The sequence below is a fragment of the Burkholderia sp. Bp9099 genome, from assembly GCF_003857805.1.
Lineage (GTDB): Bacteria > Pseudomonadota > Gammaproteobacteria > Burkholderiales > Burkholderiaceae > Burkholderia.
In genome coordinates this window covers 232,844-248,656 of the sequence record NZ_QTPU01000011.1, presented here as the reverse complement: position 1 = coordinate 248,656, position 15,813 = coordinate 232,844, and the positions used below count along the sequence as shown (strand labels likewise).

Here is a 15,813-nt window from a genome sequence, read left to right as displayed (position 1 = left end):
CCTCGGGCACGAGCCCGATGACGGGCGAGTCGCAGACGGGCGCGTATGTGGGGATGATGCATACGTTCTGAGCGGCGCGGCGTGTTTGCGTAAAAGGCGCGGGTGGTTAAGGCCCGTGCCTTTTCGCGTTTGCGGGGTTTTTCGGATCGTTGCGGTACTCATGCAGTGCGTTCGGAAAATTTGCACTCGCTCAAATTTTTTGCTGGACCGCAAACGCTTGAGTGCGTTACCTCTATTGCCCGATTTGGCGCGGCGGCGGTGACATCTTTCAGCCGACATGAGTCGAGAATCGCGATAACGACGCCGTCAGCGTTGCGCTGGTCAATCAGTCTTGCAGCCAACACTGATTGTCGAGATCCGATCGAGGCATTGTAGAGTTCCAGGAAACCAACACATAGTCTTGTCCTGGCTCATTCCTGAAACGTGATCGTCCGAGTCGACTCCGGATTTCGGGTTGAGGTGGTTCCGGTCAGAGAAATCATCGTGCAAATCAAGAACAAGGTACTGGTCTATCTTACGTGGCGAGACAGGTTGCTCACTTTTACGCAACCCAAGTTTCCGGAGGCCGGGAGGCAGGTGGTTGCCGGCACGATGAACCAGGGAGAAATGCCCGTAGTCGCCGCGCTACGCGAGCTTCGCGAGGAAAGTGGTATCGACGAGGCCCGGGTTGTGCGTGTTCTCGGCGAGTACTTTTACTCGATGAGGGCATTCGGAAGAAGCGAGATTCAGCACCGGCATGTCGTGCATGTTGCATTGAGTGACGCTATCGCCATGAGGACGCAATGGATGCATCTCGAGGTCGATCCGGGTTCCGGTGGTGGGCCTATTGAATTCTGCTTCCAGTGGCTTCCTCTTTTTGGAGCGGAATTCGCGCTGATCGGCGGGCACGATTTCTTCGTCCCCATGCTGAAACACTTCATGCGCGACCATTCGAGTGGATGATTGAACAGAGACTGATACATGAGGATTTGTATCGTAGGCCCGTCGGGCGCGGGGAAAACGACGATCGCCGGGGAATTGGCGCGCAAGTTCAATATCGCCACGTACGAATTCGACAACGTTTATTGGGACACGAGTGGCACGGAGTTTGTGAAGAACTCAGATGAGACGATGGCGAAGGCCATTGAAAAAATCCTCAAGCAGGGCTGCTGGTTTGTCGAAGGTGCGTACGACAAGCGGATGTATCCGCTGCTCGCCGAGTGCTCGCTGATCTTGAGGGTGGAGGTTTCATTCAGCGTGAGAGCGATGCGCTTGATCAAGCGTTTCGTTTGGTCGACGGTGACCGGCAAGGTGCCCAAGGAGACCTTCCGGAACACTGTCGACCTGATCAAGTTTTCATTCCACTTCGACAAGCGGCTCAGCGAATTTCTGTCCGCAGACGTGATGCTCTCGCGGAAAGTCGCTTCAGTTCGCGACACGTCATCGTGCATCGAAGCAATGCGCGCGGCCGGTCTTTGCTGAATCGATTGCAGTGCGTTCCTTCATGCATCGCAGTCTGACCGGCGTCGAGCGTCAGAACCCGCACGCCTCGGTCGTCGTCAACGTCGCGAACGGCCCGCCGAGCGTCGCATTGTGATGCGCGACGATCCGCTCGGCCGGCAACGCGGGCGTATCCATGCAGGTATGCGCATCGGCGACGAGCACGGCACGAAAGCCGAGATCGGCGGCCGCGCGGCACGCCGTGTCGATGCAGTACTGCGTCTTCATCCCCGCAATCACGATCTCGCCGATCCCGGCCGCGTGCAGCCATTCGGCGAGCCGTGTGCCCGCGAAACAACTCGGCCGGGTCTTGTCGAACACGATGTCGCGTGCCGTATCGATCGCGAGCGCCGGCAGCAATGCGGCGAGCGGTGCATCGGGCGCGATCGGCAAACCCGCCGGGCCGGTGTGGCGCACGGCGAATACGGGCGCGCCGGCTTCATGTGCGCGGCGAATCAGCCGGTTGACGTTGGCCAGCACGCGTTCGCCGTCATGCGGACGATCGGGGCCATGGAACAACCCGACTTGCATGTCGACGACGAGCAGCGCACGTTTCGGGGATGGGGCTTCGGACATCGCGTTTCTCCTGAAAGGCCGGTGCGGACGGAGAAACGACGAGACCCCGTCCGGAACCGGCGGGGCCTGTGGGAATCGGTGAAGGGCGCTACGACCTTGCGCGCACTCGCCGCACGGGCCCGCCGAAGGCGGTCGTGCGCGTAGTCGTCGAAAGGGTGAGCGTGGCGTCGTGCATGGAGCGATCATGCACGATGCGCGTTCGCTGCGTCAATGACGTGTCGCACGCCCCGCGCCGCCACCGCTCAATCGAGCGCCTTCCCGGCCTTCTCGTCCATGCAGCGAATCGCGAGCAGCGTGAGCACGCCGCAGCCGATCGCATACCACGCGGGCGCATTCGGATTGCCGGTCGCCGCGATCAGCCACGTGACGAAGAACTGCGCGAAGCCGCCGAAGATCGCGACGCCCACGCTGTACACGAGCGCGCCGCCGGTCGCCCGCACCGCCCGCGGGAACAGCTCGCCGAGCATCGCACCCGTCGCGCCGATGTTGATCGCGTGCACGATCGACAGCGCGGCGATGATCGACAGCAGCGACGCGGCGCCCGGCCAGCGGTTCAGCGCGATGAACGCGGGATAGATCGCGGCCATCAGCACGATGCGCGTCCACCAGACGATCCGGTTGCGGCCGAACACGTCGGACAGATGCCCGCCGATCGGCGTCACGAGCATCAGGATCGCGCCGGCGACGCAGCCGGCCGTCATCGACAGCCAGGTCGGCAGATGCAGCACCTGCACGCCGTAGATCGCCATGTAGAACACGATGATGTAGTGGATCGACGTGCCGCCGATCGTCACGCCGAGGCCCGCGAACACGGCCTTGCCGTGATGGCGCAGCACGTCGGCGAGCGGCAGCGACGCGACCGGTTCGTCGTGCGCGGCGGCCGGCGTGGCGGCCGGCACTTCCTCGACGGTGCGGCGCAGCCAGTAGCCGAGCGGCACGAACAGCGTGCCGATGATGAACGGCACACGCCAGCCCCAGCTCTCGAGCTGCGCGGCGTTGAGCGTCGACGTCAGCGCGACGCCGGTGAGCGCCCCGGCGAGTGCGGCGAGCCCCTGGCTCGAGAACTGGAACGACGCGTAGAAGCCGCGGCGATGCTGCGGCGCCTGTTCGAGCAGCAGCGTCGTCGACGCGCCGACTTCGCCACCCGATGCAAACCCTTGCAACAGGCGCGCAAGCACGAGCAGCAGCGGCGCGGCGAGGCCGATCTGCGCGAAGGTCGGCGCGATCGCGATCGTCGCGGTGCCGAGCGCCATCAGCAACAGCGTCAGGATCATCGCCTTCTTGCGGCCGGCGCGGTCGGCATACATGCCGATCACGAGGCCGCCGAGCGGGCGTGTGACGAAGCCGACGCCGAAGCTCGCGACCGCGAGCATCAATTGCCCGAACGACGAGTGCACCGGGAAGAACAGCTTGCCGATCAGGATGGCGAAGAAGCTGTAGACCGTGAAGTCGTAGAACTCGAGCGCGTTGCCGACCGCGGCGGCCGCGATCAGGCGGCGTTTCTTCGCGGCGGCGCGGGCATCGGCCGGCGAGCCGGCGAACGGAAGGGCGGACGTTTCCATGAGGTTCCCCTGCTAAGGCGCGGAACTGCGTGATGAAGGGCCGTCAGGCCGCGAGCCAGGCTTCGGCGACGCGGACCCAGTAACTCGCGCCGATCGCGAGGATGTCGTCGTTGAAGTCGTAGCCGGGGTTGTGCACCATGCAGCCGCCCTTGCTGCCGATGCCGTTGCCGATGAACGCATAGCAGCCGGGGCGTGCTTCGAGCATGTAGGCGAAGTCCTCGCTGCCCATCAGCGGCGCGGCCTCGGTTTCGACGCGATCGGCGCCGAGCATCTGGCGGGCGATGTCGGCCGCGAATGCGGTCGGTTCGGGATGGTTCACGAGGACCGGATAGCCGTAGTCGTAGTCGACTTCCGCCGTGATGCCGAAGCTTTCCGCCTGGCCCTTCGCGAGCGCCTCGATCCGGCGTGCGAGCAGCGCGCGCACGTCTGCGTCCAGCGCGCGCACCGACAGCTTCATCACGACGGTTTCCGGAATGATGTTGAAAGTCTCGCCGGCCTGCACGCTGCCGACGGTGATCACGGCCGCATGCTGCGCATCGACCTCGCGTGCGACGATCGTCTGCAGCGCGACCATGATGCTGCCCGCGGCCGACATCGGGTCGCGCGCGAAGTGCGGCATCGCGCCGTGTCCGCCGACGCCGCGCAGCGTGATCGTCACGCGGTCGGCCGACGCCATCGCGGCACCGGCGCGGAACGCCATGTCGCCGGCGGCGCGGCCCGGCATGTTGTGGATCGCGAAAATCGCGTCGCACGGGAAGCGCTCGAAGAGGCCGTCGTCCATCATCGATTTCGCGCCGCCGAAGTTTTCCTCGGCCGGCTGGAAGATCAGGTTCAGCGTGCCGGAGAACTGGCGCGTGGCGGCGAGGTGGCGCGCCGCGCACAGCAGCATCGCGGTGTGGCCGTCGTGACCGCATGCATGCATCTTGTTTGCGTGGCGGCTCGCGTACGGCAGGCCGGTGGCTTCGGCGAGCGGCAGTGCGTCCATGTCGGCGCGCAGGCCGACGGTGCGCGTGCCTTGTCCTTCGCGCAGCACGCCGACGACGCCCGTCTTGCCGATGCCGCGATGCACTTCGTAGCCCCACCCCGTGAGCAACTCGGCGACGAGATCGCTGGTCAGCGTTTCCTCGAACGCGAGCTCCGGATGCGCGTGGATGCGGCGGCGCACGTCGATCAGGTCGGGGGCGATCGCGGCGATGCCCGGGATGACGGGGTTCACGGCTTGCAGCATGGTGTCTCCTGTGGAGCAGGTGAGGCAGATGGGGCCGGTGGGCGTTTGACGCACATATGACGGCCAAGCATATAAATTTCTGTCGGGTACCAGAAGCTGCTAAATTGCTTTGGTGCTCACCACCGGTTGCCGCTCGGGAATACCCTGATCCGCTGCGCGTGGCCGGGCGTCGGGTTTCCACGAATCACGCATGCCGCCATGAAATACCATCAGCTGAAAGCGTTCGTCACCGTCGCGGACGAAGGGAGCATCCGCGCGGCCGCGCGGCGCCTGAACGTGTCGCCGGCGGCGCTGACGAAGGCGGTCAAGGAGCTGGAGATCGCGCTCGGCGTGTCGCTCGTCGTGCGCACCGCGCGCGGCGTGCAACTCACCGCGTTCGGCCAGCAGCTGCAGGTGCGCGCGCGGCTGATCGTCGCCGAGATGCAGCGGGCGCGCGACGATATCGAGCAGGCGCAGGGCGCGATGACGGGCTCGGTCGCGGCGGCGATCACGCCGGCTGCGGCGGTGACGATCCTGCCCGACGCGTTTCGCGCGTTCCGGCGGCGCTTTCCGGTCGCGCGCGTCAATCTGATCGAAGGGTTTCCCGGCGTCGCGCTGCCGCGGCTGCACGACGGCTCGCTCGATTTCGCGGTCGCCGTCGTCGTGCCCGAACTGCTGGCGGCCGAGTTCGACCACGCGGAACTCTATGCGAGCCGATCGCTGATCGTCGCGCGCAAGGGGCATCCGCTCGCATCGGCCACGTCGCTGGCCGATCTCGTCGAGGCCGACTGGCTGATGAATCCGTCGCCGGAAAGCTCGACCCAGATGCTGTTCAACTCGTTCGTCGCGTACGGGCTGCCGGTGCCGCAGCGGGTCGTCGAATGCCCGAGCTTCGGGCTCGCGCACAGCCTGATGACGGGCTGCGACCTGATCGCGTCGATGCCCGAACAGCTGCTGCAGGGCGAGTGGGCGCGCGACCAGCTCGCGGTGCTGCCGATCCGCGAGCGGCTGCCCGGCGTGTCCGTGCAGGTCGTCACGCGTCGCGATAGCCCTCTCACGCCGGCCGCGTCGATGCTGCTCGACTGCCTGCGCGATTCCGCGCGGCGCAAGGGGCTCCGATGAGTCGGGCAATGCATCGCGTAGTGATCCTGAACATATGCCGCGCACCGCGGACCATTCCCGCTCGCGGCGCGCTCGCCGCGAGCCGGTATCATAGCGGCCGGCCCGCCGTTCCGGCGGGCTTCCGACAACACGCCATCCGGCATCCAGCAATCAGAGGCATCACATGACCAGTGCAACCCAATTCGACAACGTATCGGTCGTCAAGCGCGCGAACGTCTATTTCGACGGCAAGTGCGTGTCGCATACCGTGCTCTTCCCGGACGGCACGCGCAAGACGCTCGGCGTGATCCTGCCGTGCGCGCTCAACTTCGGCACGGACGCGCCCGAATTGATGGAAGTGCAGGCCGGCAAGTGCCGCGTGAAGCTCGACGGCAGCAGCGAATGGCAAACCTACGGCGCCGGCGAGTCGTTCTCGGTGCCGGGCAAGAGCCGCTTCGACATCGAAGTGCTCGAGACGCTCGACTACGTCTGCAGCTACCTGTAAGCGCATGAGCACCGGCCGCAACCCATGCGCGCGGCCGGCGCGCTGAAAGCAGAAAGCCCCGCCGAAGCGGGGCTTTCTCGTATTCGGACGGCGCGTTGCCGTCCGGCGCGGTGCTTACAGGCAGGCGTTGATGTCGCCTGCGGCAGCGGCGTCGCCACGCATGCCGACCCACGTCTTCGCGCCCGGCTTCGACGCCGGACGAACCATCGCGGCCGCGCCGTTCGGCGGTTGCTGGCCCGGTACGTAGACATCGGTCGCGAGGCCGTTGGCGAGCACGTTCTGCGTGACCACCTGTTGCTGCGACTTGTCGGCCCAGGTCTTTGCGATGCACGCCGACACGTCCTCCGCGGACTTCTGGCTTTGCCCCACGTTCTGCATGGCCGGATCGGCTGCGTGTGCGGAAATTGCCACGGTCAATGCGATGAGCGGTAAGTATTTCACGTTCACGTTTTATCTCCCTCGAGTCGTGATTGATTGAGCGGGATGCGCAGCAGAACTTGAACTGCGTTCTTGTGAGATTGCATCGGACAAATGCGGTTCCGGCGATTCCGAAACAAGTTGTTAACACGCTTGCCAAACGACAATCCGGATGCTGTCCGTTCTGTTGCGATACGGCATGGGTCGCGCACGGCCCGCGTGGAGGCGGGGACGCGGCGACGACGTCATGCGTCGTGAGGTCGGCTCGCTGCCCTGTGGTGTGGCGGATTGACGGCCGCGGCGTGCTGCATGTATCTGCATGTCGCGCCGCGACGCTTCTTTATTGGATGACGAAGTGGAATGGCTGAAACGGTGGCCCCGTCGCATGAGCACCATGATGACAAACTTTCGTCCGATGAATTGTCAACCAAGTTTAAACGCCGGACGCGGCGGAATGCGAACCGGCGCGCAGGGTGCGCGCCGATCCGGAACGGCGGGGACGGTGAAGCGCGCGGTAGGTATCAGCTGGCCTTGCGTGCACCGGCGTCGCGCAGGTTGACAGGCACGACCGGGCGGAAGCGTTCGCGCTTGTGTTCGTCGTCGAAGTGCTGGAGCGCGGGCTTGATGAGGTCGCTGCGCGACACGATGCCGATGATGCGCAGCGATTGCGGATCGTCGACGACCGGCAGGCGTTCGAGGCCGAGCATCGCGAGCCGCGACGCGACCACGCGGCACGTTTCGTGCGCGTGCGCGACGGCCGGCGCACGATCGATGAATGCGTTCGCGAGCGCCGCGCCGGGACCGGCTTGCGCACGCTGCGCGTCGAGCGTCGCGCGATCGACCAGACCGAGCAGGCGGCCGTTCTGCACGACGGGGTACGCACGGTGCGTCTGCTTCGCGCCGAAGTACTGCGACTCGACGGCGTCGAGCGTCGTGGCGCCGTCGATCGCGACGAGCTCGTCGGCCGGCGTCATCACCTCGGCCACGTCATGGCGTTCGAGCGGATCGACGCCGTATTCGCGGTAGATGTGGTAACCGCGGCGCGCGATCTTTTCCGTCATGATCGAACGCTTCATCACGACGGTCGCGAAGCCGTGCGCGACGAGCGTCGCCGCGAGCAGCGGCAGCAGCGCGTTCGCGTCGTGCGTGAGGCCGAACGCGAACACGATCGCGGTCAGCGGCGCACCGAGCGTGGCGCCGAGCGTCGCGGCCATGCAGACGAGCGGCCACAGCGCCGGATCGCCGCCGGGCAGCACCGGCGACAGCACGGTGCCGAGGCCCGCGCCGAGCATCAGCAGCGGGGCGAGTACACCGCCGGACGTGCCGGAGCCGAGCGCGATCACCCACATCACGGCCTTCACGGTCAACAGTGCGAGTGCGATCTTCAGCGCGATGTGCTGGTGCAGCAGGTCGCCGATCACGTCGTAGCCGACGCCGAGCGCGCGCGGCTCGAGCCAGCCGCCGATGCCGATCACGATCGCGCCGAGCGCCGGCCACCACATCCAGTGCACCGGCAGCTTCGCGAAGGTGTCCTCGACGCGGTACAGCGCGGCCGACAGGCCGCACGCGAGCGTGCCCGACAGCAGGCCGGCGACGAGGCACGACAGCAGCGCGACGGGCGTCGGCGGTGCCGTGGTCAGCGCAAACAGCGGGTCGACTCCGAAGAACACGGCGCGGGCGAAACCGGCGACCGCGCAGGCGAGCGCGACCGGCAGGAAACTGCGCGGACGCCATTCGAACAGCAGCAGTTCGACCGCGAGCAGCACGGCGGCGACCGGCGTGCCGAACACGGCGGTCATGCCGGCGGCCGCGCCCGCGACGAGCAGCGTCTTGCGCTCGGCGGCGGTCACGTGCACGCATTGCGCGATCAGCGAGCCGAGCGCGCCGCCCGTCATGATGATCGGGCCTTCGGCGCCGAACGGGCCGCCGCTGCCGATCACGACACCCGACGACAGCGGCTTGAGGATCGCGACCTTCGGCGACATGCGGCTCTTGCCGAACAGGATCGCCTCGATCGCTTCGGGAATGCCGTGGCCGCGGATCTTCTCCGAACCGAAGCGCGCCATCAGCCCGACGATCAGCCCGCCGATCACCGGCACGACGATCACCCATGCGCCGAGCGTGTGGTGCGCGGGCGAACGGTCGGCGAACGAAAACTGCTGGAAGAAGAACAGGTTCGTGAACAGGTGGATCAGGCTCGACAGCACGAACGCCGCCAGCGTGCCGAGCAAGCCGATCCCGGCAGCGAGCAACGCGATCCCGGGCAGGCGTTTGTTGGTCGAGAAGTCGCGCTTGTGCGGTGCGTTCATCGGCGTGAGGATAGGTCGGTAAAGCCTGGGTCAGTTATTGATCTGCGGAACCTGGAACGTGCCCTTGAGCGATTTCAGTTCCGCGCGATGCATGGCCGCGAGGTGGGCGAGCAGCGTCTCGCCGGCTTCCTCGAGGTGGACCTCGACCTGCCGGCGGTCCGCTTCGCTCGTCTTGCGCTTCACGAGCCCCAGTGCCTCGCAGCGCGTCACCAGCGCAACGACGCCGTGATGCTGCGCCTGCAGGCGTTCCGCGAGTTCGCCGATGGTGGCCCATTCGCGGTGCGGATAGCCCTTGATGTGCAGCAGCAGCAGGTACTGCAGCGGCGTCACGCCCTCGCTTTGCGCGGCGCGTTCGGAGAAGCGCTCGAAACGGCGCATCTGGTAGCGGAACTCGGACAGTTGCTGGAAATCGCTTTTGGTCAGCGCGCGTCGGGTATCGGTCATTGCGGTCGGTCGGGCAGCAGTTTCGGTAACGCGAAATATATCACAATATGATATAAATGGCCGAATTTCAGCGAAATAGATACATTACGCTGTCGTCGGCCCGTTGAGCGTCCGCGTTACGCGGCTTCGAGCATCTGCGTCTGGCGGTACAGGCCGGTGACGAGATCCGTCTGCGTGATGATGCCGACGAGCCGGCGCGATGCGTCGACGACCGGGATGTGGTGATGGCCCGAATGCGTAAACAGCGGCACCAGCGCGGTGATCGGCATGGTCTGCGGCACGGATGCGACGTCGCGGGTCATCACGGTCGCGACGCTGGGCGGCCGGCCGCCGAACGATTGCGGCAGCTGCGCGGCCAGCCGCCGCCACAGCGGGACCGGGCGGCGCAACGGGCGCGTGAGGTCGGCGCGCGTGACGATGCCGACCAGGCGATCGCTGCCGTCCACGACGGGCAGCGCCTTCACGCGATGGCGGTCGAGCAGCGTCAGCGCGGCCGCGACCGACGTCGACGGCGCGACTTCGATCGCGTTCTTCGTCATCAGGTCGGCGCACGTGAGCTGGCCGAACGTGCGCGCATAGGCCTGCATCTCGGTTTCGCGCAGCAGCATTTCGAGGTCGTCCGGGTCGACGTCGAGCCATTCGCCGCGACGCTTCAGCACGGCGTCGAGATCGGCGCGCGTGAAGCCGCCGCGTGCCGGCGCGGCGTTGCCGCCTTGCGGTTTCGCGTCGTGGCGCACGCCGCCGTGCGGATAGCGGTGGCCCGTCAGCGCGTGGTACACGAGCGCGGCCGACAGCAGGATCGCCGATTGCAGTGCGATCGGCTCGACCACGAAGCGCAAGCCGAGCGCGTGGATCGCCGGGCCGCCGAGCACGGCCGTCAGCGCGACCGCGCCCGACGGCGGGTGCACGCAGCGCAGCGCGAACATGCCGCCGATCGCGAGGGCGACCGCGACCGCGGCGGCCGTGATCGGATCGGCGATCCACTGCGCGCAGGCGACGCCGACGGTCGCCGCCACCAGATTGCCGCCGATGATCGACCAGGGCTGCGCGAGCGGACTCGCGGGCACCGCGAACAGCAGCACGGCCGACGCGCCCATCGGCGCGACGAGCAGCGGCACGAGGCCCGGCACGCCGGGCAGCAGCCGCATCGTGACGCCGACCGTCGCGATCCCGACGAGCGCGCCCGCGCACGAGCGCATGCGCTCGCGCCAGCCGAGCGTCATCGGATGGGGAATGAAGCTGTGCAGCCATTGGCGGAAGGTGCGGCGCGACGGGGAGGAGCCTGACGACATGGACGATTGAGCGGTAAACATGACGATGCGCATGACGCAGCGCGAGGACGTCGAGAATTATATCGCGTCGTGATATAAATTGTCGCGCTGCATCAACGCGTTGCCTGCGCGCGCCGCATCCGTCTTGCAGGAACCTTTCATCGGATGAAAGCCTGACTGCCCTGCGACCGCGCAAATTTGTCTGCAGCGGCGTACAATTCGGGCCACCGAATTCCCCGATACGCCACAACCACGCACGCGATGCCCGCTCTCCCGCCCGTTCCCCGGCATGGTGATCGCTTGCGCGTGGTTCGCGCGCACGCCCCGATTCCCGTCTGACGCGAGCGCCGCCGACGTTTCCCCACCGACACTCCCCAAGCCAATTCAATGGACATGCTCGAAAACATGCGCCTGTTCGTGCGCGTTGTCGAAGCCGGCAGTTTCACCGCGGTCGCCAAAGAAATCGATGCGACCACCGCGCAGGTGTCGCGCGCGGTGTCGAACCTCGAAGCCCACGTACAGACGCGCCTGCTGCATCGCACGACGCGCCATCTCGGCCTCACCGAAAGCGGCGAGCGCTACTTCGAGCGTGCGAAATCGATCCTCGCCGAATTCGATTACGCGAATGCCGAGGCGCGCAACGCGCTGCTGCGGCCGAGCGGCAAGATGCGGATCCATGCGATGACGGGGCTCGGGCAGAGTCATGTCGTGTCGTCGATCGTGCGCTACCAGGAAGACAACCCGGACGTGTCGGTCGAGTTGACGCTCGCGCAACGGATGCCGAACCTCGTCGAGGAAGGCTACGACGTGTCGATCGTGACCGCGTCGCAGCTGCCCGATTCCGGCTATGTCGCGCAGACCTGCGGCACCAGTTGCAGCGTGCTGGTCGCGTCGCGCGAATATCTCGCGCGGCACGGCACGCCGAAGACGCCCGACGACCTGCCGAACCACGTGTGCCTGCGCCTCGATACACCGGCATCGCCGGCCAGCGAGTGGCGGCTCGAGCGCGACGACGGCGAGGAGACCGTCTACGAACTGCAGCCGGCACCGTTCCAGGTCAACGTGCCGGATGCGCTGTGCGTCGCGGTGCGGGCGGGGCGCGGCATCGCGTGCGTCGCGCTGTATACGGTGCTCGACGACCTGCGCGCGGGACGCCTGATCCGCGTGCTGCCCGAGTATCGGTTGCAGACCGTCAGCGTGTACGCGGTCTATGCGACGCGCCGCTATCTCGATGCGAAGATCCGCACCTTCCTCGACCATCTGCGCACGACGCTCACGCCCGCGCTGGAGAACGACCTGCGCGAACTCGACCGGCTTGCGGTCGAGCCGATGCCGGGCAGCCGCCAGCGCGCCTGATGCCGCCGGTCGCACGCCCGGCGGCGCCCGGTATCACGCGTCCGGCGTGACGCGAATCCGTTCGAAGCGGCCGGCGAGCCACGCGTAGGCGGCGATGCCGAGCAGCCCGTGCGCGGCGACGAACCACAGTGCGCCCGCGAACGAGCCCGTGTGCGCGACGAAGTAGCCGATCACGAGCGGCGTGACGATCCCCGCGAGGTTGCCGAGACCGTTGAACACGCCGCCGCTCAGGCCGACCATCCCTTCGGGCGCGGTGTCGGCGAGCACGGCCCAGCCGACCGCCGCGAGCCCCTTGCCGAAGAACGCGATCGTCATCAGCGCGATCACGACGGCATTCGACGACGCGCCGTTCGCGAGCGCGAGCAGCGTCGCCAGCGCCATCCCGACGACGAACGGCGTCTTGCGGGCGCGCGACGGATGCACGCCGCGCCGGATCAGCCAGTCCGACAGCACGCCGCCGAGCACGCCGCCCGTGAAGCCGCAGAGCGCCGGCAGCGCGGCCACCCAGCCGGCTTCCATGATCGTCATCCCGCGCCCCTTGATCAGGTAGATCGGGAACCACGTGATGAAGAAGTAGGTGAGCGCGGTGATGCAGTACTGGCCGATGTAGATCGCCCACAGGTTGCGGTGGCGGAACAGCTGCGACGCGTCGCGCCACGATAGGCGCGAGCGCTCGCGGACGCGGTTCGCTTCGAGATCGACGAGCGCACCGTGCGCGCGCAGGTAGTCGCGCTCGGCGTTGCTCACGCGCGGATGGCCGTGCGGCTCGCGATACCACGCGAACCAGAGCGCCGACAGCGCGACACCGAGCATCCCCATCCACAGGAACACGTGTTCCCAACCGAGCGCGTGCGTGAGCCACGCCATCGCGGGCGTGAACAGCACGACGGCCATGTACTGCGCAGAGTTGAACAGTGCGGATGCGGTGCCGCGCTCCGCGGTCGGAAACCAGCACGCGACGATCCGCGAATTGGCCGGGAACGCCGGCGATTCGACCAGGCCGAGCATGAAGCGCATCGCGAACAGCGCGAGCGTCGCGGCCGCCCCCTGCACGGCGAACCAGCCGACCGTGCCCTGCAGCATCGTGAAGATCGACCACAGCAGCAGGCTCAGGCCATACACCCGGCGCGCGCCGAAACGGTCGAGCAGCCAGCCGCCCGGGATCTGGCCGAGTGCATAGGCCCACGCGAACGCGGAAAACACGATGCCGAGCTGCATGGGCGTGAGCCCGAGGGCGTGCGCGACGCCGGTACCGGCGATCGACATCGTCGCGCGGTCCGCATAGTTGACGACGGTGACGGCGAAGATCAGCGCGAGGACCGTGTAACGGACGCGGCCGATCGTGCGCGACGCTGTGGATGAGGCGGGAGAGGTGGAAGAGGCGGCGACGGCTGCGCTGCCGCTGGATCGATTGGGCATGCGAGTCTCCTGGCCTCCGGCGTACGGAGGCGTTTCATTGGATGTTGTCTTGGTCGGGGAGGGGCGTGCGGCGGTCAGCCTGTCACGCTCGTCGGCGGCCGCTGGCCCGAGAAGCACGCGGCGAGGTTGGCGAGCACGATCCGGCCCATCTGTTCGCGTGTCTCGTGCGTGGCGCTCGCGCGGTGCGGCTGCACGACGACGCGCTCGAGTTCGAGCAGCGCGGCCGGCACGCGCGGTTCGTCGGCGAACACGTCGAGCCCCGCGCCGGCGATCGTGCCGTCGGCGAGCGCGCGCACGAGCGCGGCTTCGTCGACGAGCTTGCCGCGCGCGACGTTGATCAGGAATCCTTTGCTGCCGAGCGCGGCGAGCACGTCGGCGGTCACGAGCACGTTGCCGTGATCGGCCGACGCCGCGAGCACGAGCACGTCGCTGTCGCGCGCGAGCGCGGCGAGGTCGGGCACGTAGCGATAGCCGCTGTCGCGGTGTTCGCGCGGGCCGAAATAGCTGACCGGCATCCGGAACGCCTGCGCGCGCTGCGCGATCGCACGTCCCACGCGGCCAAGGCCGACGATGCCGAGCCGCTTGCCCGTCACCTGCGTCGCGAGCGGCTGCGCCACCTTGCCCCAGCGGCCGGCGCGCACGATGCGCTCGCCGGCGCCGAGGTCGCGCAGCGTCATCAGGATCAGCCCCAGCGCCATGTCGGCGACGTCGTCGGTCAGCACGTCGGGCGTCGTCGTCACGTGAATGCCGCGTGCGCGGGCGAGCTCGAGATCGACGGCGTCGGTGCCGATGCCGTTGATCGCGATGATCTCGAGCGCGCTCAGCCGCGCCATCAACGCGGCCGGCAACCCGTTCGCGCCGCCCGTGACGACGCCGCGGATGCGCGATGCGACGCGATCGAGCAGCGCGTCGGGCTGGTCGGCCGCATACAGCCGATGCACCGCGTAGCGGGCGGACAGTTCGGCGTCGATGGTGTCGGGAAGCGGCTGGGTGAGCAGAAGGTCGATGGTCATGAGGGTCTCGGTCGGCGTGCGCGGCGCGGGCCGCGCATCAGGTGCAACCGAGTATAGGAATCGAATCGATATCGGTCTAACATCAAGACGCTATCAATTGATTCAAGATTTGAATGATTGAACTGAACCAGCTTCGCTGCTTCGTCGCCGTGGCCGAGGAACTGCATTTCGGGCGCGCGGCCAGGCGGCTCTTCATGACGCAGCCGCCGCTCAGCCGGCAGATCCAGTTGCTCGAGCACGCGCTCGGCATCGCGCTGCTCGAACGCAGCAGCCGGCAGGTCAGGCTGACCGCGGCCGGCGAGCGCTTCTTGCGCGACGCGCGACACATCCTCGAGTTTTCCGCGCGGGCCGAACAGGCCGCGCAGCGCGTCGCGCATGGCGGGGCCGGCCGCATCACGCTCGGCTTCACGGCCGTCAGCGCGTACCGGATGATTCCGGCGCTGCTCGCGCACGCGGCGCACGCGCTGCCCGACGTCGACGTCGAACTGCGTGAAATGGTGTCGACCGTGCAGATCGACGCGCTGGCGTCGCGCATGCTCGATGCGGGCTTCGTGCGCCAGCGCGCGGCGCGCCATCCGCTCGAATACCGGCTCGTGCAACGCGAGCCGATGCTCGTCGCGGTCGCGCAGGGCGCGCCGCTGGCCGCGTACGAGCGGATCGGCCCGGACCAGCTCGACCGGCAGCCGTTCATCGCGTATTCGCCGAACGAGGGCAAGTACTTCCACGACATGATCTCGGGGATGTTCGCCGGCGCCGGGCGCTTGCCGAACTACCTGCATTACGTCGGGCAGACGCATACGATCCTCGGCCTGGTGCGTGCCGGGTTGGGTGCGGCGCTGGTGCCGGCGTCGGCGCGCGAGCTGCATGTGGACGGCGTGGTGTTCCGGCCGCTCGCGGACGTCGACGTGGCGGCGGAGCTGTATCTCGCGTGGCGCGCGGACAACGACAATCCGGCGCTGCCGGTGTTCAACGCGATGGTCGAGCAGTTTCTGACGCAGGAGGCGGACGGCGGGGGCGTTGTTTAGATAAAGTCTGTTGTCTGACGATATCAGGCGCCGCGCCCGACGCGCGCCGACACCGGCCCGCAAGACCGGCACAGACCTGCGCCGTCTGCGACTCCGGCGCAATCCCACCACGCGGAAGGCCCGTTTTTC

General features: G+C 67.2%; 15 protein-coding genes and 1 pseudogene. 7 read left to right on the top strand and 9 right to left on the bottom strand.

Translation table 11 applies throughout. The annotated features are described in order from the left end of the window. The 3 genes and pseudogenes from DIE17_RS15165 to DIE17_RS15155 form a co-directional block, all read left to right on the top strand. A pseudogene (locus tag DIE17_RS15165) lies at nt 1-71 on the top strand (porin); the annotation flags it as partial. A gap of 412 nt (nt 72-483) precedes the next feature. Further along, nucleotides 484-942 (top strand): NUDIX domain-containing protein, encoded by a 459-nt coding sequence (locus DIE17_RS15160; RefSeq protein WP_185735379.1) that lies wholly within the window; start codon nt 484-486, stop codon nt 940-942. An 18-nt stretch (nt 943-960) separates the two neighbouring features. After that, complete coding sequence (locus tag DIE17_RS15155; protein WP_124921083.1) at nt 961-1,461, top strand: AAA family ATPase; 501 nt, start codon at nt 961-963, stop codon at nt 1,459-1,461. A 51-nt stretch (nt 1,462-1,512) separates the two neighbouring features. Here the strand turns inward: DIE17_RS15155 and DIE17_RS15150 are convergent, their stop codons facing one another. The 3 genes from DIE17_RS15150 to DIE17_RS15140 form a co-directional block, all read right to left on the bottom strand. Further along, nucleotides 1,513-2,055: an isochorismatase family protein gene (locus DIE17_RS15150; RefSeq protein WP_124921082.1), complete on the bottom strand. Its 543-nt coding sequence runs from the start codon at nt 2,053-2,055 to the stop codon at nt 1,513-1,515. A 242-nt stretch (nt 2,056-2,297) separates the two neighbouring features. Next, a complete protein-coding gene (locus tag DIE17_RS15145) occupies nt 2,298-3,617 on the bottom strand; it encodes an MFS transporter (protein WP_044843292.1) in 1,320 nt (439 codons plus the stop codon). A gap of 43 nt (nt 3,618-3,660) precedes the next feature. Beyond that, nucleotides 3,661-4,845, bottom strand: coding sequence for a M20 aminoacylase family protein (locus DIE17_RS15140; RefSeq protein ID WP_124484607.1), 1,185 nt, complete (start codon nt 4,843-4,845; stop codon nt 3,661-3,663). 198 nt (nt 4,846-5,043) lie between these two features. Here DIE17_RS15140 and DIE17_RS15135 point away from each other — a divergent pair, with 198 nt between their 5' ends. Beyond that, on the top strand, nt 5,044-5,946 hold the full coding sequence (locus tag DIE17_RS15135; RefSeq protein ID WP_124921081.1) for a LysR substrate-binding domain-containing protein: 903 nt from the start codon (nt 5,044-5,046) through the stop codon (nt 5,944-5,946). Nucleotides 5,947-6,109: 163 nt separating this feature from the next. Continuing rightward, nucleotides 6,110-6,430 carry a pyrimidine/purine nucleoside phosphorylase gene (locus DIE17_RS15130; protein WP_006478890.1) on the top strand — a complete coding sequence of 107 codons (321 nt, stop codon included), beginning with the start codon at nt 6,110-6,112 and terminating at the stop codon, nt 6,428-6,430. 114 nt (nt 6,431-6,544) lie between these two features. On the opposite strand, the gene DIE17_RS15125 is transcribed toward DIE17_RS15130, so the two are convergent. From DIE17_RS15125 to DIE17_RS15110, 4 genes are all read right to left on the bottom strand, one after another. Further along, a complete protein-coding gene (locus DIE17_RS15125) occupies nt 6,545-6,877 on the bottom strand; it encodes a hypothetical protein (RefSeq protein WP_185500442.1) in 333 nt (110 codons plus the stop codon). Between the two features lie 491 nt (nt 6,878-7,368). Continuing rightward, nucleotides 7,369-9,156: a chloride channel protein gene (locus DIE17_RS15120; protein ID WP_124921080.1), complete on the bottom strand. Its 1,788-nt coding sequence runs from the start codon at nt 9,154-9,156 to the stop codon at nt 7,369-7,371. Between the two features lie 30 nt (nt 9,157-9,186). Then, nucleotides 9,187-9,600: a MarR family winged helix-turn-helix transcriptional regulator gene (locus DIE17_RS15115; protein ID WP_124484609.1), complete on the bottom strand. Its 414-nt coding sequence runs from the start codon at nt 9,598-9,600 to the stop codon at nt 9,187-9,189. A 116-nt stretch (nt 9,601-9,716) separates the two neighbouring features. Next, nucleotides 9,717-10,892 (bottom strand): HPP family protein, encoded by a 1,176-nt coding sequence (locus DIE17_RS15110; RefSeq protein WP_124921079.1) that lies wholly within the window; start codon nt 10,890-10,892, stop codon nt 9,717-9,719. 366 nt (nt 10,893-11,258) lie between these two features. On the opposite strand from DIE17_RS15110, the gene DIE17_RS15100 reads away from it, so the two are divergent. Then, nucleotides 11,259-12,227, top strand: coding sequence for a LysR family transcriptional regulator (locus DIE17_RS15100; protein WP_044843298.1), 969 nt, complete (start codon nt 11,259-11,261; stop codon nt 12,225-12,227). A gap of 33 nt (nt 12,228-12,260) precedes the next feature. Here the strand turns inward: DIE17_RS15100 and DIE17_RS15095 are convergent, their stop codons facing one another. Continuing rightward, nucleotides 12,261-13,646, bottom strand: coding sequence for an MFS transporter (locus tag DIE17_RS15095; RefSeq protein WP_124921077.1), 1,386 nt, complete (start codon nt 13,644-13,646; stop codon nt 12,261-12,263). Between the two features lie 74 nt (nt 13,647-13,720). Then, entirely contained in the window at nt 13,721-14,659 is a 939-nt protein-coding gene (locus tag DIE17_RS15090; RefSeq protein WP_124921076.1) for a 2-hydroxyacid dehydrogenase, read from the bottom strand. Between the two features lie 113 nt (nt 14,660-14,772). Here DIE17_RS15090 and DIE17_RS15085 point away from each other — a divergent pair, with 113 nt between their 5' ends. After that, nucleotides 14,773-15,684, top strand: a complete 912-nt coding sequence (locus tag DIE17_RS15085; RefSeq protein WP_124484614.1) for a LysR substrate-binding domain-containing protein — start codon at nt 14,773-14,775, stop codon at nt 15,682-15,684. The last annotated feature ends 129 nt before the right edge of the window (nt 15,685-15,813 follow it).

Bases quoted from the DNA above. Each gene is read 5' to 3' on its own strand.
- DIE17_RS15155 (WP_124921083.1), top strand. From the start codon at position 961: ATGAGGATTTGTATCGTAGGCCCGTCGGGCGCGGGGAAAACGACGATC.
- DIE17_RS15150 (WP_124921082.1), bottom strand. From the start codon at position 2,055: ATGTCCGAAGCCCCATCCCCGAAACGTGCGCTGCTCGTCGTCGACATG.
- DIE17_RS15145 (WP_044843292.1), bottom strand. From the start codon at position 3,617: ATGGAAACGTCCGCCCTTCCGTTCGCCGGCTCGCCGGCCGATGCCCGC.
- DIE17_RS15140 (WP_124484607.1), bottom strand. From the start codon at position 4,845: ATGCTGCAAGCCGTGAACCCCGTCATCCCGGGCATCGCCGCGATCGCC.
- DIE17_RS15135 (WP_124921081.1), top strand. From the start codon at position 5,044: ATGAAATACCATCAGCTGAAAGCGTTCGTCACCGTCGCGGACGAAGGG.
- DIE17_RS15130 (WP_006478890.1), top strand. From the start codon at position 6,110: ATGACCAGTGCAACCCAATTCGACAACGTATCGGTCGTCAAGCGCGCG.
- DIE17_RS15120 (WP_124921080.1), bottom strand. From the start codon at position 9,156: ATGAACGCACCGCACAAGCGCGACTTCTCGACCAACAAACGCCTGCCC.
- DIE17_RS15115 (WP_124484609.1), bottom strand. From the start codon at position 9,600: ATGACCGATACCCGACGCGCGCTGACCAAAAGCGATTTCCAGCAACTG.
- DIE17_RS15110 (WP_124921079.1), bottom strand. From the start codon at position 10,892: ATGTCGTCAGGCTCCTCCCCGTCGCGCCGCACCTTCCGCCAATGGCTG.
- DIE17_RS15100 (WP_044843298.1), top strand. From the start codon at position 11,259: ATGGACATGCTCGAAAACATGCGCCTGTTCGTGCGCGTTGTCGAAGCC.
- DIE17_RS15095 (WP_124921077.1), bottom strand. From the start codon at position 13,646: ATGCCCAATCGATCCAGCGGCAGCGCAGCCGTCGCCGCCTCTTCCACC.
- DIE17_RS15090 (WP_124921076.1), bottom strand. From the start codon at position 14,659: ATGACCATCGACCTTCTGCTCACCCAGCCGCTTCCCGACACCATCGAC.
- DIE17_RS15085 (WP_124484614.1), top strand. From the start codon at position 14,773: ATGATTGAACTGAACCAGCTTCGCTGCTTCGTCGCCGTGGCCGAGGAA.